The organism is Streptomyces sp. NPDC002888 (assembly GCF_042888465.1).
Lineage (GTDB): Bacteria > Actinomycetota > Actinomycetes > Streptomycetales > Streptomycetaceae > Streptomyces.
On sequence record NZ_JBIAPU010000005.1, the window covers coordinates 324132 to 348705 of the forward strand.

The window sequence follows — 24574 nt, forward strand, 5'->3', positions numbered from 1 at the left end:
AGGAGTGCAGACAGGGGGTGCCCCAAAGGGCAGCGTAAGCCGGATCAGGAAGCGGTGTACGGGGCCGGACCCGTGCTCGCCCGGACCGTCAGTTCGGGGGCGATCAGCACGACGTCGTCGCTGCCCCGCCCGTCGAGTTTCGCGACCAGGCGTTCCAGGGCGTGCCGCCCCATCTCCTGGGCGGGGATGGCGACGGACGTGAGCCGCACGGAGGCCTGGGTGGCGACCTGGTCGGGGCAGATGGCGACCACCGACACGTCCTCGGGCACGGCCCGGCCCTGCTGGCGCAGCAGGGCGAGCAGCGGCTCCACCGCCGACTCGTTCTGCACGACGAAGCCCGAGGTGCCGGGGCGCTCGTCGAGGACCCGGGCGAGGGTCGCGGCCATCGTGTCGTACCCGCCCTCGCAGGGGCGGTGCAGCACCCGCACGTCGAGCTCCCGGGCGCGGGAGCGCAGGCCGTCGAGGGTGCGCTCGGCGAAGCCGGTGTGCCGTTCGTAGACCGCGGGGGCCTCGCCGATGACGGCGATTTCGCGGTGGCCGAGCTTCGCCAGGTGTTCCACGCACAGCGCGCCGGTCGCGTTCCAGTCCAGATCGACGCAGGTCAGGCCGCTGGTGTCGGCGGGGAGGCCGATGAGGACCGACGGCTGGTCGGTGCCGCGCAACAGCGGAAGCCGCTCGTCGTCGAGCTGGACGTCCATCAGGATCATCGCGTCGGCGAGCCCGCTGCCGGTGACGCGGCGCACCGCGTCGGGGCCCTCCTCGCCGGTGAGCAGCAGGACGTCGTAGCCGTGGGCGCGGGCCGTCGTGGCAACCGCGATGGCGATCTCCATCATCACCGGCACGTACATGTCCGTGCGCAGCGGGATCATGAGCGCGACGATGTTCGACCTGCTGCTCGCCAGGGCGCGGGCGCCCGCGTTCGGGTGGTAGCCGAGCTCGCGGATGCTCTGCTCGACCCGCGTTCGGGTGGTCGCGGAGATCGACCGCTTGCCGCTGAGGACATAGCTCACCGTGCTCGCCGAGACTCCGGCGTGCTGGGCGACCTCGGCGAGGGTGACCATCCAGCTCTCCAAGCTTTGTGAAGCGCTTCGACAGTGCGCAGTATGGACTGGGGCGAGTGAGGGTGGTTCGACAGTAGCTCTAGCGGGAGTGGGTGTCCATAGGTTGTCGAAGCGCTTCGACAGCAATCTCCGGGAGCGGTTTTCCGTGGCGACTTTCCGCGGAGAGTACGGCAACCGTTCGGGGCGCCGGCGGCCACTGAGGAGCGGTAACACGAACCGTCCCCCGGAAGGACCCCCGATGCAACACCGTCGTCCCCGCCTGACGAAGAAGACGAAGGCCCTCACCGCCGCCGCGGTCGCCCTCGCGGCCGCTGCCGGGGTCACCGTCGCCCAGGCGGGCGAGTCGAGCAAGAAGTGCACGGCCTTCGACACGATCACGCTCGGCAAGTACTACGTGAACAACAACCTCTGGGGTCAGGACAAGGCCACCGGCAGCCAGTGCGTCTGGGACAACTCCGCCTCCGGCTCCACCATCTCCTGGGGGACGGACTACTCCTGGGCCAACAACAGCAAGGGCAAGGACTCCGACGTGAAGTCCTACGCCAGTACGGTCCTGGGCTGGCACTGGGGCTGGAAGGTCGACAAGGCGAAGACCGGGCTGCCGATCCGGGTCGGCGACCGCAAGCCCGTGAAGACCACCTGGGAGTTCTCGGTCAGCTCCGACCCGGGCACCATGAACGTCGCGTACGACCTGTGGCTGCACACCAAGAACACCGCCGACTGGCAGGACCAGCCCACCGACGAGATCATGATCTGGCTCAACCGCCAGGGCGGCGCGGGCCCCCTCGGCACCAAGTACGGCAGCGTCAGCCTCGGCGGCGCGATGTGGGACATCTACCAGGGCGACATCGGCTGGAAGGTCTTCTCCTTCGTCCGCCGCGCCAACACCACCAAGGCCACGCTCGACCTCGACGACTTCACCCAGGCCCTCGTCCGCCGCAAGCTCCTGAGCAACGACAAGTACGTCTCCGGCATCGAGTCCGGCACCGAGGTCTTCAAGGGTGCGGGGCGGCTGGACACCAAGGCGTACTCCGTCGGCGTCGGCTGAGCACGAGCTGCTGCGAGTGGCCCCTCGAACACCCGCCCGCCCCCGTACACCGCGTGTCATCATTGCGTTCACTGTGGCGCCGGGGGCGGTGCCGCACGGGGACACGAGGGGGGCTCGTGAGTACAACCGTGTTGGGGGCGCTGCGGGGGGCACAGAAGTCGGCGAAGGGGGTGTCGCTGTACTCGCGGTACGTCAACCGGCCGGCCGGGCGGGTACTGGCGGCGGGCGCGTACCGGATCGGACTGACGCCCAATCAAGTCACGTTGATCAGCGCCGCGTTCACCTTCGCCGCCATCGCGTCCGTCGCGCTGGTACGGCCCTCCTGGCCGCTCGCGTTCGCGGTGTACGCCGCCCTGGTGGTCGGCTTCGCCTTCGACTCCGCCGACGGACAGCTCGCCCGGCTCACCGGCAAGGGCGGACCGGCGGGGGAGTGGCTCGACCATGTCGTGGACTGCGCCAAGATGGTCGCGCTGCACACCGCCGTACTGATCGCCTTCTACCGTTTCTTCGACCTCCCCGGCGACGGCTGGCTGCTGCTGCCGCTCGGCTTCCAGCTCGCCGCGGTGCTCACCTTCTGCGCCGGCCTGCTGACCGAACAGCTCAAGCGGGGGCGCGCCACAGGGGCCACCCCGGCGGCTCCGCCGTCCCGGCTGCGGGCGATCGCCCTGCTGCCGGTGGACTACGGGGTGTTCTGCCTGGTCTTCCTCACGCTGGGCGCGCCGCAGGTGTTCCGGGCGGCCTACGCCGTCCTCGCCGTCGTCCACGGCCTGTTCCTGCTGGCGTTCCTCACGAAGTGGTTCAGGGAGCTGTCCGCGCTTCCCCGGAACCCGGCGTGACCAGCGCGTCCAGCGCCCTGCCCAGCAGGGTGCTGGACGTGTGGACGGTGTACGGGAAGTAGACGACCTCGACGCCGACGCCCGCGAAGTCCCGCTCGAGCCGCTCGCCCTTCTCGGTGCCCCGCCAGTCGTCACCCTTGAAGATCACGTCGAAGCGGACCTGCTTCCACGTCTCAAGCTTGTCGGGGACGGTCTCCACGAACGCGGCGTCCACGTGGCGGACGCTGCGCACGATCTCCAGGCGCTCCGGCAGCGGGATCACCGGCCTGCGCCCCTTGGCGAGTTCGGCCATCTCGTCCGAGACGACCCCGGCGACCAGGTACTCGCACTGACTGCGCGCGTGTCTGAGGATGTTGAGGTGCCCGATGTGGAACAAGTCGTACACACCGGGCGCATAACCGACACGATGAACCATGCGTTCTCCCCCCACGGATGAACGTCAACCGCCGCTGACGGCAGTCGATGGTCCACCGAACCTTACTGTGAAGCCCACCTGGAGATCCGGTGAACGGTTAAGGTGGGCAAGGATCACTTTCTGGGGGGAAGGGGACCGGCTTTGACCGGATTCGAGCCCGCGCATGCCCTGACGTCGCACAGCAGCCTCGCCGGACGCTGCCTGCTGCTGGTGTCCACCAACTACGCGCCCGAGCACACGGGTATCGGCCCCTACGCCACCCAGCTCGCCGAGCACTGGGCGGCCCGCGGCGCCGACACACACGTCCTCGCGGGCATGCCGCACTACCCGGCCTGGCGGCTCGAGCCGGAGTACGCGCGGCGCTGGCGGGTCACCGAGCAGCGCGGCGGGGTCACCGTGCACCGCCGCAGACACACCGTGCCGCCCCGGCAGACCGCCCTGCGCCGCGCCCTCTTCGAGGCCTCGCTGCTCGCCCACCAGCTCGCCGCCCCGCCCCGCATGCCCCGCCCGCACGCGGTCGTCGCCCAGATGCCGAGCCTCGCGGGCGCGGTCGTGGCGGCCCGGATCGCCGCCTGGCACCGGGTCCCGTTCGTGCCCGTCGTCCAGGACCTCATGGGCGCCGCGGCCGCGCAGAGCGGCATCAGCGGCGGCGACAAGGCGGCGGCGGTGGCCACGCGGGCCGAACGGTACGTGCTCGGCCGGGCCACCCTCGTCGGCGTCATCCACGACACCTTCCGGCCGCGCGTCGAGGCGATGGGCGTCGACCCCGGGCGCATCCGGCTCGTCCCCAACTGGTCCCACGTGGCCCGACCGACGCGCCCACGCGCCGAGACCCGGGCCCGGCTGGGGTGGTCTCCGGACCGCCAAGTCATCCTCCACTCCGGCAACATGGGCCTGAAGCAGGGCCTGGAGGTGCTCGTGGACGCGGCCCGGCTCGACCCGGCCGTCGACTTCGTCCTCATGGGCGACGGCAACCAGCGCACGGAGTTGCAGAAACGTGCCTCCTCGCTGCCCAACCTGCACTTCCTGCCGCCCGCCGACGAGGCCGACTTCCCTGACGTGCTGGCCGCCGCCGACGTCCTCGCGGTCACCCAGCGGGCCTCCGTCCTCGACATGAGCGTCCCGTCCAAGCTCACCTCCTACTTCGCCGCCGGGCGCCCCGTCATCGCCTCCGTCGCGGCCGAGGGCGGCACCGCCGACGAGGTGCGCGCCTCGGGCGCCGGGGTCCTGGTCCCACCGGAGGACCCGGCCGCGCTGCTGACGGCGGTGCGGGACCTGGCGGCCGACCCGGCGGGGGCCGGCCGGCTGGGGGCCCGCGGGCCCGCGCACGTGGACGAGCGCCTCAGCCGCGCGGCCGGACTCGGCCGCCTGGACGACCTGCTCGCCGAGGCACTGGAACGGGGCACCACCGGGAACGGTCGGGGCGCTTTCGGGAACGGCCGGGGCGCCATCGGGAAGGGCCCGGGCACCACCGGGAACGGCCGGGGCACCCCCGGGCAAGAAGGAGCGGGACGCGCATGAACGAAGAGGCACGCGGGCAGCAGGACGAGCCCGAACTCCTGCGCGACCAGGTCCAGCAGATCCTGCGCCATCGCGTCCTTGTCGCGGGCGGCCTGCTCGTCGGCCTGCTCGGCGGGGCCTGGTTCGCCTTCGGCTCGACGCCGACGTACGCGGCCTCCAGCGAGGTGCTGGTCCGGGCGGCCACCATCAACCCCTACGCGACCAGCGGCGTCTCCGCCGACAAGCAGATCAACATCGGCAGCGAACGGCAGACCGCCGCCGGCAACGCGGTCGCCGAACGCGCCGCCGAGAAGCTCGGCCGCGCCGACGACGACGCCGGAGCCCTCCAGAGCCACCTCCAGGTGACCAACCCACCGGACACGCTGGTGCTGAAGTTCAACTACGTCGCCGGTACCCCGACGGAGGCCGCCCGGGGCGCCGGGGCCTTCGCGCAGGCCTACCTCGACTACCGCGAGAAGATCACCTCCGGCACGGTCAACAGCATGATCGCGGGCTACAAGAAGCAGCTCGACCCGCTCGCCAAGCAGCGCGAGGACCTCCTCGACCAGATCGACCGGCTGTCGACCGACACCGAGAAGAGCACCGCGCTGGCCGCACAGGCCAACCTGCTCAGCCAGATCACCGAACTCACCAACGACATCAGCGAGCTGAAGGCCCTGGACACCACCCCGGGCTACATGACCGTCAAGGCCGAACCGCCCACCAAGGCAGAGGGCCTCGGCACCCCGATGCTGATCGCGCTCGGCGGTCTGGTCGGCCTGGCGATCGGCCTGCTCGGCGCCTGGCTGCGGATGCTGTTCGACCCCGCGGCCCGCTCCGCCGAGACCGTCGCCCGGGCCCTGCGCGCCCCCGTGCTCGGCAGCCTGCCGCGCGTGCCCGAGGAGTCGCTGCTCACCACGGACGGCGCGCTCGCCGAGCAGTACCGCTCGGCGGCCTTCCGACTCGCCTACGACCGGCACTTCGCCGACCGCCGCCGCCTGCTCGTCGTCGAACCGAACGGCGAGGGCACCACGGCCGCGGCCGTAGCCGTCAACCTCACCGCCTGCTTCGCCGAAACCGGCACCTCGGCCCTGCTGGTAGAGGCCGACCTGCGCCACCCGCACCTCGCCCACCGACTGCCCGAGGCGCCGGGACCGCGCCCCGGCTGGGCGGACCGCGCCCTCTTCGACGGCGGCTCCACCTGGCCCGGCGGCCGGATCGTCGTCGACGCGGGGGAGTCCGGCACCTTCGACCTCGTCCCCGGCACCCGCGTCCCACACGTCGCCCGCGCCCTCACCGCCGCCGCCACCACCCGTCTCATCGAGCAGTCCAACGCCCCCGGCACCACGGTCGTGGTCCTCGCCCCGCCCGTCCTGTCCTACGCCGACGCGCTCGCCCTCGTCGACCGCGTCGACGGCGTCGTCGTGGTCTGCGACCCGCGCCGTGTGACCCGTACGGCCCTGGAGCGCATCCGGGAACTCATCGACGGCGCCGGCGGCCAGGTCCTCGGCGCGGTCCTGCACCCGACGGCCCGGCCGCGCAGGGGGCGCCGCAAGGGCCGTCCGAGCACGCCCGCGCCCGTGAAGGAGTCGGTGCTGCCGGTGGACAGGGTGACTCCGGACACCCTCTCCTCGGGCACCCGGTGAGAGGCCGCACGGCCGCCCTGTGCTCCGTCCTCGACCAGGCGGTGAGCGCGCTCACCAACATCGCCGTCCTGGTCCTGGTCGCCCGGCACAGCGAGGCCGACACGTTCGCCCTGTTCGCCACGGCGTACGTCGTCTTCAGCGTGCTGCTGGGTGGCTTCGGGGCGTACGTCGGGCAGGAGCTGGTCCTGCACCGCGGCGAAGGGCAGGAGGTGCGCGGGGCCTGCCGTGGCGCGACCGCGTTCACGGCCGGCGCGTCGGCGATCCTGGGCGCGCTGCTCGCGGGCGGCGCGGTGCTGGTGACGGACGACGCGGCGGTGTTCGCGGCGCTGGGTCTGGTCCTTCCGGTGACGCTGACGCAGGACACCCTGCGCTACTGCTTCTCCGTCCTGCGCAAGCCGCACCTGGCCCTGGCGGCGGACGTGTTGCGCCTGGCGGCCGCGCTGCCTCTGCTGCTGTTCCAGCCGAACGGCGCGTCCGCCGCCCGTACGACGCTGGTGTGGGGCCTGTCGGCGCTGCCGGCCCTGCTGCTGTCGCTGGCGCTGCTGCGGCCGCACGTGCGAGGCGCACGGACGTCCGTGAAGCGTTACGTCTCCCGGGGCCACCTGGGCCGCCGCTTCCTCGTCGAGTTCGGCGTCGGCAACGCCACCAGCCAGCTCGCCGTCCTCGCCCTCGGCCTCTTCGCGACCCCGCTCGCGGTCGGCGCCCTGCGCGGCGCCACCACCCTCTTCGGCCCGCTCAACGTCACCTTCAACGCGGCGACGGGCTTCGGCCCACCCCTGCTCACCCGGCACCCGGCACCCCGCCGGGCCGCCCTGCTCGCAGGCACGACACTGGCCGCGGTGGCGGCGGCCTGGGGAGCGGTCCTGTACGCCCTCCCGGTCTCCTGGGGCCGCCAACTCCTCGGCGACACGTGGGAGTCGGCGGCTGAGGTGCTCCCCGCGACAGGCGCCCAGTACGCGGCGATGGCCTTCGGGGTGTGCGGCCTCCTGGCGCTGCGTGTCCTGACCCCGCGAGCCACTCTGCCCGTGCAGCTGGTCTTCTCCCCGGTCTCGGCGGGCCTGCTGCTCGCGGGTTACGCGTGGACCGGGGTCGAGGGGGCGGCGTGGGGGCTGTGCGTGGGGTCGGTGTTGAAGGGGGCGGCGGTTTGGGCGCGGGTGGCGCGGGCGGGGGCGACGCCGGTCGGCACGAGCGCGGCTACGGCTTCGGGTGTGGTGTCGTAAGGTGTCGCGGCCGTCAACGAGTGGCTGTGACCAAGCGGCTCAAGACCGGAAGCACGCCCCGCAGGTCGTCGTCGTCCACGGTGAAGGTCGCCGCCTCGCGCGCTCCTGCTGAGGCATTGAACGCCACGCTCAACCCGACGGATGCGAACAGAGGCAGGTCGGAGCGGCTGTCCCCGACGGCCCCACACGAGCCGAGAGCCAGCCCCAGCTCTCGCGCCTGCCCGAGGGCGAAATCTCGTTTGTCGTACTCGTCGAAGTGACGAGCGACCCGGCCCGTGAACCGGCCGTCCGAAGTCTCCAGCCGAGGCCCGCTGAACGCGTGGAAGCCGAAGCGGTCAGTCAGGTAGCTGCCGACTGGCGACCAGGCGAGGGTTGCCAGCACGGGCACCAACCCGTTCTGCCAACACCAGGTCAGGGTCTCCGTTATGCCCGAGACCAAGGGAAGCCCGTCGAGCCGGCCAGAGACCTGGTCTTCGGGAAACCCCGCCCAGCCCGCGGCATCGAGCTCGGAGACCTGCCGATTGTCCAGGGCACCGGAGGCGTAGGCGTCCTCGGCTTTGGCCAACTCATCCCGATGGCCAAGGAAGCCAGCCAGAAAGACCGACGAACTCGTACCGGGGACGAGGGTGCCATCGACATCGAAGAACACGGCGCCCGCGTGATCGGATGAGAACACCGGCCAAGGATGCCACTACCCGCCGGCTGAGCGAGCGCGCCGGCCCGCGCTCCCGCACCTCCGGGAAATCCCGGTGGTTGAGCCGCCCAGCCCCTAGGGCGGCTGTCCGGGTGCGCTGGGGGATCGTCCCGATAGCCCGTACTCGGACCGGACAGCGACCGTATGGGCATGACATCGACGGCACACACAACTCGACTGTTCTCCGTCCTCATCCCCCTCCTGCTTCTGTCGTACGGCGTGCTTCGCCTGATCGACGGCATGGACGGCGATCACGGCCCGGGGGTGGCCTGGAACCTTGGCCACACGTTCTTCCTCGCCGCCTTCCTCCTGTTCGGCGCCTTCGTCGTGGTGCTGCGCAGCCTCGTTCCCGCGGTCACCATCCGGATGAGAGCCGCTGCCAGTGCCGCCATGGTTGCCGGAGTGTTCGGCGCAGGCTGCTTCGTCTGGGTGATACTCGGCGATCTGTTCTCCGGCCTCGCCGACTCCGCCCCTCTGCCCGGCCCTCTCGAGTTCGCAGGCCCGATGGCCTTCCAGCTCGGCATGCTGACCCTGCTGATCATGCTGGTGGCCGTACGGCCCAGGCAGCTGCCCGTGTGGAGCCCGGCGCTCGTGCTCGTGGCCTTCATCCTGATCGCGGTCAGCCTCGACCTGATCCCGCTCGCGGCCGTCGTCCTCATGGCCGGCCTCACACCGCTGGCCCGCAACCGCACACCGGGCACAGAGTTGGGCTCATCCTGACCTGCGCATTTGAGAGACGCCAGCGCCGTATGCGTGGCCGTCGCCTGCTCGACCCGAGCGCGGATCAACCACGGCCGCACCGCCGTCCGCGCGGACACCGTCGCCGACTGACTGACTGACTGACTGACTGCCCGCCACGGCCTGGCAGCGGCACAGCGCCGGCAACGGCGCGAAGGGGCCGCGTGCCGCTCCTCTGGCATCAGGTGGCTGATTGCTCTGAGCGCGGCACGGGCGCCGGGCCGGGCTGGAGCGCAGGCCCGGCCCCGGCCGGGCCTGCGCTCGGGGGCCGTGGAGAACCGGCGCTCGTTGTCAGTACGTCTCGTACTGGGCCGTATTCGGCTGTTTGGCCACGAAAAGCGATGCCGTGCCGGGCGTCGCGAGCGTCAAGGCCTTCGACCTGTGATCATGAAGCGCTCATTGAAAGTGATCGACGAGGAGCTCCAGGTCACGCGGGCCGATGTGCCGCCGCCGTGGGGCGCTCGCGGGAACGCGCTGTAGGTGATGTGGTGAACTGGTTGACCTCGCTGCCGGCGGTGGTGCTGATTGTGGGCGGACTCTCACTCGCCTTACTGGTCGCGGCCGTGGCGCGGGTCGGCGTCAGGGCACTCGTGCCGGTCGGCGAGCGGGATCGGGTGCCGCAGATCGCCACGCCCCTGATGCCGACACTCGGCGCTGCCTTCGCGATCTTTGCGGCACTCTCACTGGCCAGCGAGGCCGGCTACCTGCGCGCAGCCGAGGGGTTGGTGAGCGACGAGGCGGCCGCGGCCTCCCGCCTGGCATGGGCGGCGACGAGTCCGCGAGTCCAGTCGGAGCCGATCCATGCGGCACTGCTGGACTACTTGCAGACCACGCGTGCCAGGGAGTGGGAGGGTGCAGCTGCGGCGTCCGGTGACGACCCGGGCACTGCTCGCGCCATCGCACGGCTGGAGCGGAGTGTGCGCGCCGAGGCGGCTCGGCCCGATGTGGGAACCCCGACAGGCGCGGAGCTGGTGCTTTCTCTGGACAGTGTCACCAGTAGTCGTCGCGCCCGCGTTGCGGCCGCCTCGCGCGACGTTCCCGCGCTCTACGTCGTCACGCTCGTGGTCAGCGGACTGGCCTTGATCGTGAACTCCGGCGCACTGGTCTTCCGCAGCAGCCTGCGAACGTCGCTGCTCATCGTAGGTGTTGCGAGTGTGGTCGGGCTGAGCCTTGCGCTGCTCTTCGCCCTCAGCGCGCCCTGGAGCGGACCGTTCATCGTCAGTGGGCATCCACTCGACGCCACCATCGGGGACCTGAAGTCCGGCTTCTTCCACAGCGGGCCGTAGGCGGCGGGCGCGATCAGTACGCCGACACTGATCATCGGTCCGACGGGAGAACAACTCAACCACTTCCCCCAGGCCTTCACGCACCTGGCGCTGATCAGCGCCGCCTACAACCTCGACCGCCGGCTCGGGTGAGCCTCGACGCTCGCTGTCCTGGGCAGCGTGGTCGCCGGCTTCGCCGGGGGGACACGGTCCCGGCAGAATGCCCATCGTGCACGAGGACGAGAACCATCGCCGGCGAACGCGGTACACGCTGGCCGAGACGGAGCACGGGCATGCCTGGGGCGTCTGCGCCGAGGTGGAAGGGCTGTTCGGGGAACCCGAGCGCGGGACCTACGAGTTGTTCGGCTGGATTCCACAAGCAGAAGTGCGCGGCTGGGTCGGCAAGCGAGTGTGGTTGGTGCCGGACGACGAGACACTCGACCCCTGGCTGCTGGAGGACGCGGAGAGCCTGGGGCAGTTCCTTGGGACAGGCGGTCTCGTGCTCACCGGCCTTGACCACTACGAAGGTCCGCCCGAGGGACACAGGGGACGCGTTCGGGTGCACGACGGGCACCGGTGGCTGGGCTCCTGCCGGGAATTCGCCCGCGTCCTGCCGCCCAAGCGGGTAGCGCCCCCGCTCGTCCTGCGGGGGCTCGAACAGGGTGATCAGTTGCGGGCGGCACTGACGAAGGGCACCCGGCGGGCGCTGGACCTGGAGCAGGCCGCCCTGGAGATACAGGACGATCAGGGCGAGCCGCTCACCGAACGATTGCTGTGGGCCCGAGTCAGGGCCTGGCGGCCGTCCTCCTGTGGGTCGGACCTGATCGACCTGGAGCTCGACGGAGAGTTCTTCCGGCCCGTTCCCGAATACACCCGGCCCGTCTGGGAGCGGTGGCTGGCCGGGCCGCCGGCCGCCCTGGGTGCCTGGGCCGACCTCGATACCCGGCGCCGCGGGGCCTGGCTCGATCTCGTCCGAGAGCGGGCTGGATACCGCGCCCTCGGTGATCGGCCGACCGGTCACGCCTACGAACTCGACGGCCGGCACATCACCGACGAACCGAGCCTCTACCTGGCGCTCGGCGAGGCGGTGAACGGGCCGGGTGGCTATTTCGGCGGCTGCCTGGCCGCCCTCGACGACTGCCTGGGCGGCACCTTCGGCTACACCGCCCCCGCGACACTGCTCTGGCGGGAGGCCGTGATCGCACGGGAGTACCTGTCCCAGGCGCTGACAGAGGACGGCCAGCCCTACGACCTGTTCGGCGTGGTCCTCGAAGTCCTGTCCCAGGGCGGCATGCACGTCACCTTGGCGTGAGTTGCGCCCGCAGCCTCTCGTACGTCGGGCCCCATCACGTGGCAGGCCCGGTATGGATCTGCACAGCAACGGTGACCGCCGCTTGGGGTCCGATGCGAACGCCGCGGCACCGCAACCGGCTCCGGGCGACCTGCCCTGAGCACCGCGGGCGCCCTCACCGCAGTTGCCGCCACTTCGCCGGCCGCAAGGTCGTGATCAGCGCCAGGCACATGATCCCGATGGCCACCCGGCCGGAAGCCTGAAGGAGGGGCCCGCGCAGGAGAATGAAGGAGTAGCCGGCGACCAAGGGGACGGCGAGGGTGAGGATGCTCGCCGGGCCCGGACGGGCCACCGCCTGGGCGTAGCGGCGGTCCACTCGGGCCGCGACCCAGCCGAGGAGGCCGAAGCCGGCCGTCATGCCGAGGGGGCCGAAGTCGATCCACAGCTCGGCCCACAGCGGGGAGGAGCGGTTGGTGTTGGTGGCCGCCATCCACTCGCTCACCATCACGCCGGTGTCCTTGGGCTTGTCGGTCCACACCGAGCGGGGGACGAAGAACAGGGCCGAACCGGCGAGCTGGCGGCCGAGGGTGTGGCCGTTGCCCGCGTCGGCGTACGTGATGGTGTTGGCGAACATCGCCATCTGGTCGTAGTCCTTCAGGACCAGCGGGTCCAGGACCGAGGTCGTCTGCGTGGTGCGCGTGTTGGCCGCGTCGTAGCGGAACTTGTCGGCGAAGGGGAAGATCAGCACCGCCGCCGCCACGCCCATGGTCAGCGCCGCCCGGTACATCGTCGGGCTCTGCGGGAACACCGTGAACAGCAGGGCCAGCAGGACGGTCAGGAACCAGTAACGGGGGTTCGAGATCGGGTTGTTGACCACGCCGTTCAGGGCGACCAGCGCGACCAGCGTCAGCCACGGCAGTGGGCGGCGGCGCACCCGGGGCGAGGTGATCAGCCAGCGGGTCACCACCATCAGCGCGAGCAGCGCCGGCACCGTGCCGAAGCCGCGCAGGATCGCCGTACCGGCCTGCGAACCGGCGCTGGAGACCCCGCTGTTTGCGATCGACGCGGTGATCTCCATCCGGCTGGCGAAGAACACCCCGAGCCCGCCGAGCTTCAGCACGAACAGGCCGCTGCCGAGGAACGCCAGACCCACGAGTACCGCCGTGCGTCGCCGTGCGACCATCGCGGGCCGGAACACCGTACGGGCCGTCGACCGTGCCCCCGGCCGCACCAGTAGCGCCCCCGCGTCGAAGGCCACGCACGCCACCAGGACCAGCGCCACCGCCGACGCGAGGTCGGAGCGTGAGCCCGCCACCGGCACCGGTGTCTTGCCCACGACGACCTGCGCGAGCGCGGCGATACCCATCGCCATGTAGACGAACAGCCAGAACGTGCCCTGGAGCAACTTGCGGTGCCGGCCCAGGATCATCGCGGACAGCCGGGCCCCCGAGTACACCGTGAGCACCAGCTGGAGCCAGAACACCTGGTCGCGCAGGCCCGCGCCGGGCTGGAGCGCGACGAACGCGGGCAGCACGACGGTCAGCCCGAGGACCAGTGGCGGCGCCAGCACCCGGCGCAGCGCGCCCCGCCCGCGGGTGTCGGCCGGCTCGGCGCGCAACGGCCGTACGAGAGCCGGAGTTCCCGCCGCCATAAGCCCCCCTCTGACCCCCGTGCACTTTTCGTTCACAGAGTCTACGGATTTGTGTGCGAAATGGGGCCGTGAATCCCTAGGGTGAGCAGAGAGGGGCAAGAGGGGGGTAACCCATGCGCGACCTTCGAACGTTCACCCTGTCCGGATACGACAAGGGGCGCGGGATCGCGGTCCAGGCGCTCTGGTTCTGCGTGATGAACACGCTGTTCATGGCGTGGTTCTGCCCGGCCCGGCTGCGCGTTGCGCTGCTGCGGGCCTTCGGGGCGCGGATCGGCGAGGGCGTGCTGATCCGGCACCGGGTGCGGATCCTGTGGCCGTGGAAACTCAGCGTCGGCGACCACACCTGGATCGGCGAGGGCGCCTGGCTGCTCAACCTCGAACCGGTCATCCTCGGCTCCCACGTCTGCGTCTCCCAGGAGGCGCTGCTGTGCACCGGCAGCCACGACCACCGCACCACCGACTTCCGGTACCGCAACGCGCCCATCCGCGTCGAGGACGGGGCGTGGATCGCGGCCCGGGCGACCGTGCTCGCGGGTGTGACGGTCGGACGGCACGCCGTCGTCTCCGCGGGGACCGTCCTCAAGCAGGACCTGCCGGAACTCACCCTGTACACCGACGACGGCACCCGCACGCTCAAGGAGCCGGTGACGGAACCCGCCGCGAAGGAGCGCACCTCGTGAAAGCCCTCCACGCCGTCACTCTCCACACCCCCACCCAGGCGTTCGGCGGCCCCGTCCGGGTCGCCGTCAACCTCACCGGCGGCCTGGCCAAGCATGGCGTCGACAGCAGGATCGTCGCCCTCGGCTCCGGCTTCGACGGACCGCTCCCGGCCGACGTCGACGGCCGCCCCGCCCGCCTCTACCCGGCCCGCCGCGTCCTGCCCGGCGCCGGCTTCAGCGGCATCACCTCGCCCGCCCTGCTCGCCGACGCCCGCCGCCTGGTCCGCGACGCCGACGTGGTCCACGTCCACCTCGCCCGCGACCTGGTCACCCTGCCCGTCGCCCTCGCCGCGCTCAGTGCGCGACGCCCGCTGGTCGTGCAGACGCACGGCATGGTCGACCCCAGTGACAAGGCGCTCGCCAAGCTGCTCGACGCCGTCGCCGTACGCCGGGTGCTGCGCCGCGCGGACGCGGTCCTGCACCTCACGGCGTACGAACGCAAGGGCCTCGACGCCGTCCTCGGCGGTGCCGACCCCGGCAACGGCGTCCGCCTTGTCAACGGCGTGCCCGCGCAGGAGCGCAGGCCGCGCCCCGAAGGGCCGCCCCGGCTGCTCTTCCTGGCCCGGATGCAGGCCCGCAAGCGTCCCGCCGACTTCGTCGCGGCCGTCCCCGAGGTGCTGCGGCACCACCCGGACGCCCGCTTCGTGCTGGCCGGGGCCGACGAGGGCGAACTCGGCGGCGCGCTGCGGCTCGCCGAGTCGCTGGGCGTGTCCGACTCCGTCCATTACATCGGCAGCCTGGCCCCCGGGGACGTACTCGGCGAACTGCGCCGTACCCACGTGCACGTGCTGCCCTCCGTGGACGAGCCGTTCCCGATGTCGGTCCTGGAGGCCCTCTCCGTGGGCGTCCCGTCGGTCGTGACCCCGACCAACGGTCTCGCGGACGACCTCGCCCGGTCGGGCGCGGGCCGGGTGGCCAGGACCCCGGGGGCCCTGGCCGCCGAGATCCTCGCCCTCCTCGATCCCGCCGCCGACGACACCGCCTCTCGGGCGGCCTGGCAGCTGTCTCGTACGTCGTTCTCGCTGGAGGCGGTCGCCGACCGCCTCCACGCGCTGTACGACTCGGTGGTTCAGACCCGCGCCCAGGCGTAGCAGCCGTTGGACGAGAAGGTCTTCGTGCCCTTCTTGACGGTGATCTTGTGCTCGGTGCCCGAGGCGCTGTCGAGGGACCACGAGCAGTCCTTCGTCGGCGTCAGGGCCCGGTAGGTGCCGGGCTCGGGATCGGCGTACGTGCCGTCGGCGTACCCGCCCTCGGCCTCGTCGGTGAGCGGCTTCAGATCCAGGCACAGGCCCTTCACCGCTTCCTCGGCGCCCTTGATCTCGCCCGCGATGATCGCGCCCACGGTGGCGTCCCGGTCGATCTTCGCCGTGGCGGCGAGCTTGTCGCAGGTCTCCTGACCGGCCTGCAGGATCGCCGCCGGATCGGCACCCTTGGGCACGCGCCCGGACAGGTACTTCCTCTCCTTCTTGGTGAACGACCCGGTGGCCGGGGTGAGTTCGGAGTCGGGCACGGTGTTCTTCGGGCCCTGGGAAGTGGTCCCACCGGTCTTCGACGGACGCGCGCTGGACGGCGACGGGGACGACGGGGACGGTGATGACTCAGGCTGCGACGACGGCTCCGCCGAGGCGGCCGCGCGCGGAGTGCTCGCGGCCGCCTCGGTGCGCTCGCCGCCGCCCCCGCCCCCGCTGCCGCACGCGGCGAGCAGGGGCAGGAGCAGCAGCGCCGCCAGGGTGTGGCGCCTCACGGAGCCGTCCCGATCGAGTAGTGCTGGGAAACCTGGCCCGACGTCAGGACCTTGTTGTAGACCGCGACCTCGTCGATCTGGCCGGTCAGGAACCGGCTGGAGGGACGGTTCGGCCAGTTGTCGAGGTTGTCGCCGCCGACCCGCCAGAAGCCGCTGTAGTTCTCACTGCTGGTGATCAGCAGGTTGGACGCCCGCAGCGCCCCGTCGACGTACAGCTTCATGCCGTCGGCGCCCTGGGTGGCGACCACGTGGTGCCACTGGCCGTTGTTGTAGGACTGCGTGGTGTTGATGGTCCGGGTGCCGCCGGTGTAGACGCCGAAGGAGAGCCGCCCGTTGTTCTGCAGATAGATCTGCTTGTCGTACTGGGTGGACACCAGTTGCACCTTGTTGGCGAAGCCGATGAGCTTGCCGCCCGAGGTGCTGGTCGTCTTGAACCACAGCTCCAGGGAGTACGCCGACGGGGTGGGGTGCCGCTTGTCGGTGTACGTCCACTCGCTCTGGGAGCCGGTGTAGCCGACGGAGGAGTCCGAACCGGCGGCCCCGTCCGAAACGGCCAGCGTCGGCGCGTTCCAGTGCACGCCGCTGTCGTCGCCCGCGGAGCTGTCGGCCGCGTACGCGTTGGCCGTCTCGTTGAAGCGCCAGTACAGGCCCGCGCCGTCCGAGCGCACCTTCGCCGCGTAGGCGTCCGCCGTGCCCGCCACGGTCACCGACTGCGCGGCCGTCTTGGACGTGGTGTTGGTGCCGTCGGAGGCGGTGATCCGGTAGGAGTGCGTCTCACCCGCGGCCACGGCCGTGTCGGTCCAGGTCAGCTGGGGCCGCGACCAGGGCAGCGAGTCCGCGGACACCTCGTGGACCGGGGTGGTCCCGCCGTCCCGGTAGACGCGGTAGGTGAGGTGGCTGTCGTCGGTGTCGTAGCTGGAGCGCCAGTGCACGGCGACCTTGCCGGCCTCGATGCTCTCCACCCGCACCTGCGGCAGCGTCGGCGCGCCGGTGTCGGGGCCGGAGGAGACCCTGGTCAGGGACTGCTGGGCGGTGCCGTCGACGGTGGTGAACTCGCCGCCCACCCACAGGTAGTCGGTGCCGCCCTTGGGCGCGAGGGTGAACACGCGCGGGCCGATGCCCTCGCCGATGCCGTCGTTGGTGTCCGGGGCCCAGCCGACCAGCGCCGGGTTGGACGTGCCCTCGGCGAGCAGATGGCGGCGCTGGCCGTCCGGGTACTCACCCATCGAGGAGCAGTCGTGGGCGTGCGAGGCGCTGTAGACGAGCCCCTTGTACAGCTGGAGGGCCTGGGTGGCGCCCAGGCAGGTGTCGCGCCAGCGCTGGTTGAAGGTGTCCGGCTCGAAGGCGGTACGCCCGTCGAACACGCCGCCGCCGGTGCCCTCGTTGCCGGTGTAGACGCCCGAGGCGTCGGCGGTGATGTCCTTGACGACGGAGGTGTCCGGGAAGAAGCCCCGCGGGTAGGCCCGGGTCACGGCGCCGGTGGTGGCGTCGGTGATGGCGAGCGCGTGCGAGTTGGTGCCGTTGACGGTGAAGAAGTCGCCGCCCACCGCGACGTGCTGCCCGTCCGCGGTGACCTCGACCGCCCGCCCCGGCTCGTCCGCGTTCACGGTCCAGCCGGTCAGCGCACCGTCCGTGTCCACGGCGGCGAACCGGTCCCGGTTCTGCCCGCCCACGGTGCCGAAGTCACCGCCGAGGTAGATCGTGGAGCCGGTGACGTCCAGCGCCCGCACGGTCGCCGAAACGGCCGGGTGGAAGTCGGCGCGGGGCGTGCAGGTGGCGATGTCGATCGCGGCCAGGCTGCTCACGCCGACCCCGTTCACCGCCCCGAAGTAGCCGCCCGCGTACAGGGTCTGCCCGTCCGGCGAGACCGCCAGCGCGCGCACGGTCGCGGTGCCGCTGCCGACCGTGAAGGACAGCGAGCAGCCGGTGGGCGCGCCGGTCGCCGCGTCGAAGGCGGCGAAGTTCAGGGCCGGCCGCTCGGACGCGTCCCCCGCGGCCGTTCCCGCCGGCCGGATCTCCGAGAAGGTACCGCCGGCGAACACCGTGCCGCCGGCCTGGGCGAGCGTGTACACGACGCCGTTGGTCTGCCAGGTCGACAGGTCGTCGGCGGTCAGGGCGACGGGCGGGGTGAGTGCGGAGGCGTCCGGTGCCGCGAGCGGGACGCCCAGCAGGGGAGCGGCGAGCGCGAGCGCCACGGCGGCGGCTCTGCGTCGGGGTCTGGATTGGTGGTGCATCGGTTCTCCTAGGTGTACGGGCAGGTGAGGCGTGGGGGGTACGACGGGGGCCGGGCGGCCCGGGGAGGGGGAACCGGGCCGCCCGGCGGTGGGGAGTGGCTCAGGACGGGCCGAAGGTGAGGACGAGTTCGGGCCGGAAGTCCTCGGTGGCGACCTCGCTCGACCACAGCCACAGCGCGTCCGTGCCGCCGTCGTCGGTCAGGGCCAGGGACGCCGTCGAACCGAGCAGGCCGCTCAGCCCGGTGGGGCTGAGGCCGACCTCGTAGTCGGTCGACACCGCGCCGGGTGCGGCCAGCGTGCCGAGCACGGTCGAGGACAGGGCCGGACGGTTCGCGTAGGTGACGCCCGCCTCGGTCCAGGCCCCGGTCACCGGCACCACGTCGAACGAGTCCGCCGAGCCGGCCGTGGACATCGAGGTCGTGCGGAGCCGCAGTGCCGCGCTCGTCAGCTGCGTGCCGCTGGGCGCGGCCGGCAGCGGGAAGCGCAGGTAGCTGACGTAGGCGCTGGTGCCGCGCACCGCCAGCGAGGTGGACGTGCCGTAGTTCGTGGCCGTCGCCGCGCCGTTGACGTACGTGTCCTCGGTCGCGGTGACCGTCACCGTGGACCCCTCGCCACCGCCCGAGCCGGTGCCGAGCGCGTGGTGCGCGGCGACCCGGGCGGCGGTGAGCGCCGTCGGGTAGACGGCCGTCTCGTCCACCGTGCCCGCGAAGAACGCGCTCGTCGGGTTCGACGGCCATCCGCTGAGGGTGTCCGCGCCGACCCGCCAGAACCCGGTGGTGTTCAGCGCGGTGGTCACCGTGTTGGAACCGGCCTGCACTCCGTCGACGTACAGCCGCATGCCCTGCGGGCCCTGCGTGGCGGCCACGTGGTGCCAGGCTCCGTCGTTGTACGCGGCGCTCGTCAGCAGCGTCGCCTGGTTCCCGGTGCGCACGCTGCCCGTGCCGAAGCCGAGCCGCCCCGCGTTCGTCATGTAGACGAGCCGGTCGGAGTTGCGGCTGAAGTACCCCGGTCCGGAACCGAAGTTGTCGCCGAAGCCGAGGATCCGCCCGCCGCGGGTGGTCGTGGTCCTGAACCAGGTCTCGGCGGTGTACGTGCCCGGCCTGCTGTGCCGCTTCTCGCTGTACACGTACTCCGAGCTGCCGTTGAGCCCCAGCGCCGTGCCGGCCCCCGGTACCGCGGCCGGGGTCTGCCGGTACGACGGCGCGCTCACGTAGCCGCCCCCGTCGTCGTGGCCGCCGCTGTCGGAGGCGAAGGTCCCGGAGGACTCGTCGTAGCGCCAGTACAGCGACGCGCCGTCGCCCTTCACCGCGGCCGCGTAGGCGTCGGCCGAGCCCGCCGCCGTCGCCGTACGGGCCGTGGACAGCGCGCTGGTGTTGGTGCCGTCGCTCGCCGTGATCCGGTACGAGTACGTCGTCCCGGCGGTCACCGAGGTGTCCGTCCACGACAGCTGGGGCCGCTCCCACGGGAGGGAGTAGGCGGTGGTCGTGTGGATGGGCGTGCTCGACCCGTTGCGGTAGACGCGGTAGGTGAGGTTGCCGTCGTCGAGGTCCTGGCTCGCCTGCCAGCGCACCTCTACGCGTCCCGGGGTGTCGCTCGACACCCACACCGCCGGGGTTCTCGGCGCACCGGTGTCCGGGCCGGTGCCGAACCGGGTCAGGCTCTGCTGGGCGGACCCGTTGACGGTGGTGAACTCGCCCGCCGCCCACAGGAACTCGGCCCCGCCGTCGTCCGCGAGGGTCAGCGCGCGCGGGCCGAGCTGCTCGCCCGTGCCCTCGTTGGTGTCCGGCGCCCAGGACAGCAGCGTCGGGTCGTCCACGCCCTGCGCGAGGAAGTGCTTGCGCTCGACGTTGGGGAACCAGCCGTTCGCCGAGCAGTCGTGGGAGTGGTTGCCGCTGTAGAGCACCTTCTCGTACACCGCGAGCGCCTGGTTGGCGCCCGCGCAGTTGTCCCGCCAGCGCTGGTCGAAGTCGTCGGTGTCCAGGGCGAGCCGCCCGTCGAAGGAGCCGCCGCCCATGCCCTCGCCGGCCGCGTAGACACCGGTGCCGTCCGTCACCAGGTCCTTGACGACGGCCGTGGCGGGGATGAACCCGGTCGGGTACGCGCGCTCCAGGGCGCCCGTGCCGCTGTCGACCACGGCCAGGGCGTGCGAGCCGTTGCCCCCGAGAGTGGTGAAGTCTCCGGCCAGTACGACGTGTTCGCCGTCACGGGTGACCTGGACCGCCCGCCCGGACAGGTCGGCGTTGGCCGTCCACGGGGTGAGCGCCCCGCCCGGCGTGAGTGCGGCGAACCGCTGCCGGGACGTGCCGCGCACGGTCGTGAAGTCGCCGCCGGTGTACAGGGTGCCGTCGCCGGCCACGTCGATGGCGCGGACGGTGGCGTTGAAGGCCGGGTTGAAGGAGGCCACGGGCGTGCACGTGTCGACGTCGATCGCGGCGAGCCCGCCCACGGCGACCCCGCTCACCGCGGTGAAGTAGCCGCCCGCGTACAGGGTTTCACCGTCCGGTGAGACCGCCAGGGCGCGCACGGTCGCCGTCCCGCTGGTCCGGGTGAACGACAGGGAGCAGTCCGTCGGCGCCCCGGTCGAGGCGTCGAAGGCGGCGAAGTTCACCGCCGACCGCGTGCCGGTTCCGCCCGAGGCCGCCCCCGGCGGCCGGACGGTGGAGAAGGTGCCGCCCGCGAAGACGACGCCGTCGCTCTCGGCGAGCGCCCACACGATCCCGTTGGTCTGCCAGGTGTCCAGGTCGTCCGCGGTGAACGCGACCGGGGAGGTGACCGCGGACGCCGAGGGCGTCGTGGCCGCGGCACTGCCCAGCAGGCCCGCCGTCACGGCGAGCACACAGGTCAGCGCCCGTTTCATCTGTCCACCCGCACGGCGGTGCCGGCCAGCTCGTTCTCCAGCTTGGCCACATCGGCGTCCACCATGATCCGGGCCAGCTCCCGCACCTTCACCGACGCCTTCCAGCCGAGCAGCTCCTCCGCCTTGGAGGCGTCCCCGATGAGCGCGTCGACCTCGCTGGGACGCTCGTACTTCGGGTCGTAGCGGACGAACTCGGCCCACTCCAGGCCGACGTGCTCGAAGGCGACCTCCAGGAACTGCCGTACGGTCGCGGCCTCGCCGGTGGCCACCACGTAGTCGTCGGGCTGCTCGCACTGGAGCATCCGCCACATCGCCTCGACGTACTCCGGCGCGTACCCCCAGTCGCGCACCGCGTCGAGGTTGCCGAGGTAGAGCCGGTCCTGGAGGCCGGCCTTGATACGGGCGACGGCACGGGTGATCTTGCGGGTCACGAAGGTCTCGCCGCGGCGCGGGGACTCGTGGTTGAAGAGGATGCCGTTGACCGCGAACATGTCGTACGCCTCGCGGTAGTTGACGGTCGCCCAGTAGCCGAAGACCTTCGCGCAGCCGTAGGGGCTGCGGGGGTGGAACGGCGTCCTCTCGTTCTGCGGCGGCGGGGTCGCGCCGAACATCTCCGAGGACGACGCCTGGTACAGCCGCGTCCGGACGCCGCTCGCGCGCACCGCCTCCAGAAGACGGATCGAGCCCAGCGCCGTGACGTCACCCGTGTACAGCGGCGCGTCGAAGGAGACCCGTACGTGCGACTGCGCGCCCAGGTTGTACACCTCGTCGGGCCTGAGGTCGCGCAGCAGGTTCACCAGCGCCACACCGTCCGAGAGGTCCGCGTGGTGCAGCACGAACGAACGCTCAGGCTGGTCCGGGCCCTGGTAGATGTGGTCGATCCGCTCCGTGTTGAAGCTCGACGATCTGCGTATCAGACCGTGCACCGTGTAGCCCTTGCCCAGCAACAGCTCCGCCAGGTACGAGCCGTCCTGGCCGGTCACCCCGGTGATCAGCGCCGACTTGCCCATCCCAACCCCCTCCGATGCGACCCACGGGCCGCCGCTTTCATGTGAATTGCCCTAGATTTTGTTGGATTTCACTGGAACGTCACCGGCGGGCCCCCGCCGCTGGCACAATCCGCGCATGACAGCTGACGCTTCGCCCCAGCCCGCAGCCCCCCTGCTCCCGCGACCGGCCCGGGTGTTCGTCGCCGGCCATCGCGGCCTGGTGGGCTCCGCCGTGGCCCGTCGACTCCAGGCCGACGGCCATGAGGTGATCACCCGCGGCCGGGAGCGGCTCGACCTGCGCGACGCCGCGCGGACCGAGTCCTTCCTGCGTGACGTCCGCCCGGACGCCGTCGTGCTGGCCGCCGCCAAGGTGGGCGGGATCATGGCCAACAGCACCTACCCGGTGCAGTTCCTGGAGGACAACCTGCGGATACAGCTGAGCGTCGTCGCCGGCGCGCACACCGCCGGCGTCCCGCGCCTGCTGTTCCTCGGCTCGTCCTGCATCTACCCGAAGCTCGCCGAGCAGCCGATCCGCGAGGACTCCCTGCTCACCGGGCCCCTGGAGCCCACGAACGAGGCGTACGCCATCGCCAAGATCGCCGGCATCTCCCAGGTCCAGTCCTACCGCCGCCAGTACGGCGCCGCGTACATCAGCGCCATGCCGACCAACCTCTACGGCCCCGGCGACAACTTCGACCTCGCCACCTCGCACGTGCTGCCCGCCCTGATCCGCCGCTTCCACGAGGCCCGCGAGAGCGGCGCGTCCGAAGTCGTGCTGTGGGGCACCGGCACCCCGCGCCGGGAGTTCCTGCACGTCGACGACGTGGCGGCGGCCTGCGCCCTGCTCCTGGAGCGCTACGACGACGAGGGGCCGGTCAACATCGGCTGCGGCGAGGACCTCCCGATCAGCGAACTCGCCGAGATCGTGCGGGACGTCACCGAGTACCGGGGCGAGATCGTGTGGGACACGAACAAGCCCGACGGCACCCCGCGCAAGCTCCTCGACGTCTCCCGGCTCACCGCGCTCGGCTTCAAGCCGGCCGTCCGGCTGCGGGACGGCATCGCCTCGACCTACGCGTGGTGGCTCGGCCAGAACGGCGGCTGAGCACGGTCTGTCACCCGAGGGGTGTCCGTTCATGGCGGGCCCCCTCAGTACGCCCCGCGGCCGTCGACGACGGCGCGCAGGGTGCGGGTCATGATCTCCACGTCGGTGGCGACCGACCAGTTGTCCACGTACCAGAGGTCCAGCGCCACCGTCTCGTCCCAGGACAGGTCGGAGCGCCCGCTGACCTGCCACAACCCCGTCATGCCGGGCTTGACGGCCAGGCGGCGCAGCTCGACGCGGCTGTAGCGGGCCACCTCGTCGGGCAGCGGCGGACGCGGCCCAATCAGGGACATGTCACCGCGGAGGACGTTGAACAGCTGCGGCAGCTCGTCCAGGGACATCCGGCGCAGCACCGAGCCGAGCGGAGTGATCCGCGGGTCGCGCCGCATCTTGAACATGTGCCCGTCGTGCTGGTTGGCCCCGGTGTGCGTGAGCTCGGCCCGGCGGGCCTCGGCGTCGGCGACCATGGTGCGGAACTTCCACATGGTGAACGGCCGTCCGCCCACCCCGCAGCGCGTCTGCCGGTGGAAGACCGGCCCCGGCGACGAGCAGCGCACCGCCAGCGCGAGCGCCCCGAACAGCGGCGCCAGGAACAGCAGCCCGAACGCGGCCCCGGCCCGGTCGGCCAGTGACTTCAGCCAGGGCTGCCCGAACTCCTGTGCGGGCGGCGCCACCTGGAGCACCGTCAATCCGGCCGCAGAGGTGGGCTGCACCCGCGCCTGGGCGACCTCGGTCAGCCCCGGCACCACCGCGAGCTGGAGGTCGGCGCGGTGCAGTTCCCACGAGACGTGCCGCAGCCGGTCCCCGGTCATCCGCAGCCCGGGTGCCACCAGCGCCACGTCCGCCTCGTACTCCTCCGCGGCCCGCAGCACCACCTTGGCGTCCTGCGAGTGGTCCGAGGACAGCGCGGGCAACAGGTCCGCGACCGGCATGCCGCAGCCCAGCGTCTGGAAGCCCACCGGCACCACGCCCACCACCACGTACGGGTGGTCCGTGCGCGAGGCGAGCCGCCCCACCACGTGGTCCACGGCCGCCGGCTCGCCGATCACGAGCGCCCGCCGCACCGCCCGCGCCTCCCGGCGCTGCCGGTTGAGGTGCAGCCGGGTCAGCGGCGCGACCGCCGCCGTCAGTGCGAGGCCCGGCATCAGCGCCGTCAGGGCGACCGTGGGCCGCGGCCCGCGCTCCAGATGGAGCAGGATCAGCACGAGGGCCAGCACCCCGGCCAGCAGCACCCAGTCGCGCACGGCCGCGAGGACCCCCCACGACTCGCCGATCCGCTGGGCGGCGTACCGGCGCCTGACCGCCCGGATGGCCGCCCACGCGCCCGCGCCGATCAGCCCGCCGAGGAAGGGCAGGTCCTGACCCTCCGCCTCCAGGGCAGCCGCGAGCGGAACCCCGATCCCGCAGGTGTCGGTGACCACCGCGAGCGGCCGGTACCAACGGGCCTTGCCGTCACCCGAACGGGCCCTGGGTCTCGTCCCGACCGGCCGAGGCCGGTCGGGCCCACCCCCCTGAACCACCGGAAGATTCGTTTCTTCACTTGTCTGACCGGCCCTGTCGC

At 71.9% G+C, this 24574-nt stretch carries 20 protein-coding genes; 11 read left to right on the forward strand and 9 right to left on the reverse strand.

The genetic code is table 11. The features are described from left to right. Positions 1–44: 44 nt before the first annotated feature. Positions 45–1061, reverse strand: a complete 1017-nt coding sequence (locus ACFYWX_RS11060) for a LacI family DNA-binding transcriptional regulator (RefSeq protein WP_389423673.1) — start codon at positions 1059–1061, stop codon at positions 45–47. Between the two features lie 238 nt (positions 1062–1299). Between ACFYWX_RS11060 and ACFYWX_RS11065 the strand changes: the two genes are divergently transcribed. Both ACFYWX_RS11065 and ACFYWX_RS11070 read left to right on the forward strand, forming a co-directional pair. Then, positions 1300–2109, forward strand: coding sequence for an endo-1,4-beta-glucanase (locus ACFYWX_RS11065; RefSeq protein WP_389423674.1), 810 nt, complete (start codon positions 1300–1302; stop codon positions 2107–2109). Positions 2110–2225: 116 nt separating this feature from the next. Then, entirely contained in the window at positions 2226–2945 is a 720-nt protein-coding gene (locus ACFYWX_RS11070) for a CDP-alcohol phosphatidyltransferase family protein (RefSeq protein WP_389423675.1), read from the forward strand. On the opposite strand, the gene ACFYWX_RS11075 is transcribed toward ACFYWX_RS11070, so the two are convergent. Further along, positions 2908–3360, reverse strand: coding sequence for an adenylyltransferase/cytidyltransferase family protein (locus ACFYWX_RS11075; RefSeq protein ID WP_389423676.1), 453 nt, complete (start codon positions 3358–3360; stop codon positions 2908–2910). The two genes, ACFYWX_RS11070 and ACFYWX_RS11075, sit on opposite strands and share 38 nt — an antisense overlap. A gap of 207 nt (positions 3361–3567) precedes the next feature. Here ACFYWX_RS11075 and ACFYWX_RS11080 point away from each other — a divergent pair, with 207 nt between their 5' ends. Genes ACFYWX_RS11080 through ACFYWX_RS11090 form a run of 3 tightly spaced genes read left to right on the forward strand, consistent with a single transcriptional unit; the run spans position 3568 to position 7726 of the window. After that, positions 3568–4881, forward strand: a complete 1314-nt coding sequence (locus ACFYWX_RS11080) for a glycosyltransferase (RefSeq protein WP_389423752.1) — start codon at positions 3568–3570, stop codon at positions 4879–4881. Beyond that, positions 4878–6506, forward strand: a complete 1629-nt coding sequence (locus ACFYWX_RS11085; protein WP_389423677.1) for a lipopolysaccharide biosynthesis protein — start codon at positions 4878–4880, stop codon at positions 6504–6506. The genes ACFYWX_RS11080 and ACFYWX_RS11085 overlap by 4 nt, the downstream gene beginning before the upstream one ends. Continuing rightward, positions 6503–7726 (forward strand): hypothetical protein, encoded by a 1224-nt coding sequence (locus ACFYWX_RS11090; protein ID WP_389423678.1) that lies wholly within the window; start codon positions 6503–6505, stop codon positions 7724–7726. The genes ACFYWX_RS11085 and ACFYWX_RS11090 overlap by 4 nt, the downstream gene beginning before the upstream one ends. 13 nt (positions 7727–7739) lie before the next feature. On the opposite strand, the gene ACFYWX_RS11095 is transcribed toward ACFYWX_RS11090, so the two are convergent. After that, the gene (locus tag ACFYWX_RS11095) at positions 7740–8402 is read right to left on the reverse strand and encodes an HAD family hydrolase (protein WP_389423679.1); all 663 of its coding nucleotides are present in this window, start codon (positions 8400–8402) and stop codon (positions 7740–7742) included. Positions 8403–8570: 168 nt separating this feature from the next. Between ACFYWX_RS11095 and ACFYWX_RS11100 the strand changes: the two genes are divergently transcribed. The 3 genes from ACFYWX_RS11100 (at position 8571) to ACFYWX_RS11110 (ending at position 11735) form a co-directional block, all read left to right on the forward strand. Beyond that, on the forward strand, positions 8571–9140 hold the full coding sequence (locus tag ACFYWX_RS11100; protein WP_389423680.1) for a hypothetical protein: 570 nt from the start codon (positions 8571–8573) through the stop codon (positions 9138–9140). A gap of 506 nt (positions 9141–9646) precedes the next feature. Beyond that, positions 9647–10444, forward strand: a complete 798-nt coding sequence (locus ACFYWX_RS11105) for a hypothetical protein (RefSeq protein WP_389423681.1) — start codon at positions 9647–9649, stop codon at positions 10442–10444. 199 nt (positions 10445–10643) lie between these two features. Then, positions 10644–11735 (forward strand): hypothetical protein, encoded by a 1092-nt coding sequence (locus ACFYWX_RS11110; protein ID WP_389423682.1) that lies wholly within the window; start codon positions 10644–10646, stop codon positions 11733–11735. A 154-nt stretch (positions 11736–11889) separates the two neighbouring features. On the opposite strand, the gene ACFYWX_RS11115 is transcribed toward ACFYWX_RS11110, so the two are convergent. Then, entirely contained in the window at positions 11890–13365 is a 1476-nt protein-coding gene (locus tag ACFYWX_RS11115; RefSeq protein WP_389423683.1) for a hypothetical protein, read from the reverse strand. Between the two features lie 113 nt (positions 13366–13478). On the opposite strand from ACFYWX_RS11115, the gene ACFYWX_RS11120 reads away from it, so the two are divergent. Together ACFYWX_RS11120 and ACFYWX_RS11125 are read left to right on the forward strand one after the other, a co-directional pair. After that, positions 13479–14045 carry a WcaF family extracellular polysaccharide biosynthesis acetyltransferase gene (locus ACFYWX_RS11120; RefSeq protein WP_389423684.1) on the forward strand — a complete coding sequence of 189 codons (567 nt, stop codon included), beginning with the start codon at positions 13479–13481 and terminating at the stop codon, positions 14043–14045. Next, on the forward strand, positions 14042–15175 hold the full coding sequence (locus tag ACFYWX_RS11125; protein ID WP_389423685.1) for a glycosyltransferase: 1134 nt from the start codon (positions 14042–14044) through the stop codon (positions 15173–15175). Before ACFYWX_RS11120 ends, ACFYWX_RS11125 begins: the two co-directional genes overlap by 4 nt. Here the strand turns inward: ACFYWX_RS11125 and ACFYWX_RS11130 are convergent. From ACFYWX_RS11130 to gmd, 4 genes are all read right to left on the reverse strand, one after another. Beyond that, entirely contained in the window at positions 15154–15828 is a 675-nt protein-coding gene (locus tag ACFYWX_RS11130) for a hypothetical protein (RefSeq protein WP_389423686.1), read from the reverse strand. The genes ACFYWX_RS11125 and ACFYWX_RS11130 overlap by 22 nt on opposite strands. Next, a complete protein-coding gene (locus ACFYWX_RS11135; RefSeq protein ID WP_389423687.1) occupies positions 15825–18062 on the reverse strand; it encodes a LamG-like jellyroll fold domain-containing protein in 2238 nt (745 codons plus the stop codon). Before ACFYWX_RS11135 ends, ACFYWX_RS11130 begins: the two co-directional genes overlap by 4 nt. A gap of 100 nt (positions 18063–18162) precedes the next feature. After that, positions 18163–20919, reverse strand: coding sequence for a LamG-like jellyroll fold domain-containing protein (locus ACFYWX_RS11140; RefSeq protein ID WP_389423688.1), 2757 nt, complete (start codon positions 20917–20919; stop codon positions 18163–18165). After that, the gene (gmd, locus tag ACFYWX_RS11145; RefSeq protein WP_389423689.1) at positions 20916–21929 is read right to left on the reverse strand and encodes a GDP-mannose 4,6-dehydratase; all 1014 of its coding nucleotides are present in this window, start codon (positions 21927–21929) and stop codon (positions 20916–20918) included. Before gmd ends, ACFYWX_RS11140 begins: the two co-directional genes overlap by 4 nt. Positions 21930–22044: 115 nt before the next feature. Here gmd and ACFYWX_RS11150 point away from each other — a divergent pair, with 115 nt between their 5' ends. Then, positions 22045–23013: a GDP-L-fucose synthase family protein gene (locus tag ACFYWX_RS11150; RefSeq protein ID WP_389423690.1), complete on the forward strand. Its 969-nt coding sequence runs from the start codon at positions 22045–22047 to the stop codon at positions 23011–23013. A 44-nt stretch (positions 23014–23057) separates the two neighbouring features. Here ACFYWX_RS11150 and ACFYWX_RS11155 read toward each other — a convergent pair whose 3' ends face one another. Further along, the gene (locus ACFYWX_RS11155; RefSeq protein WP_389423691.1) at positions 23058–24434 is read right to left on the reverse strand and encodes a sugar transferase; all 1377 of its coding nucleotides are present in this window, start codon (positions 24432–24434) and stop codon (positions 23058–23060) included. Positions 24435–24574: the final 140 nt, after the last annotated feature.